Genomic DNA, 404 nt, shown 5'->3' with positions numbered 1-404 from the left:
TTCTACAACACCGAGGGTCTGCCGTACTTCAGTACCGGTATGGCCAACACCTTCACCCAGATCGCCAAGTCGGTCGGTGCCATCGGTGGCGCGGCTCCGGCCGCGGCCAAGGCGTTGCCCGGCCTGGGTGGTCTGGGCGGCATGCTCGGTGGCGGGGCGGCCGCCGCCCACCCGGTCGCGGCGCTGGGCAGCGCGGCCTCCGTCGGCGGCAAGTTGTCCGTGCCGGTCGCCTGGTCGGGAGCCCCTGCCACGCAGGCGCTCGGCCACGCCATTCCGGTCAGCAGCATCAGCGCTGCCCCGGAGGCTGCCGGCGGACCCGGAAACCTGCTCGGTGGCATGCCACTGGCCGGTGCCGGTGCCGGCGGACACGGCGTCGCCGGTCCCAAGTACGGCTTCCGGCCCAC

Annotated in this window: 1 protein-coding gene; it reads left to right on the top strand. The window is 73.5% G+C overall.

The genetic code is table 11. From position 1 onward, the window contains the following. A partial coding sequence (locus ACYQ8K_RS30225; RefSeq protein ID WP_459975063.1) for a PPE family protein, SVP subgroup occupies nt 1–404 on the top strand: 404 nt, incomplete at both ends.

It is taken from the genome of Mycobacterium sp. MUNTM1 (assembly GCF_054660795.1).
This window is presented reverse-complemented; position numbering and strand designations above follow the sequence as displayed.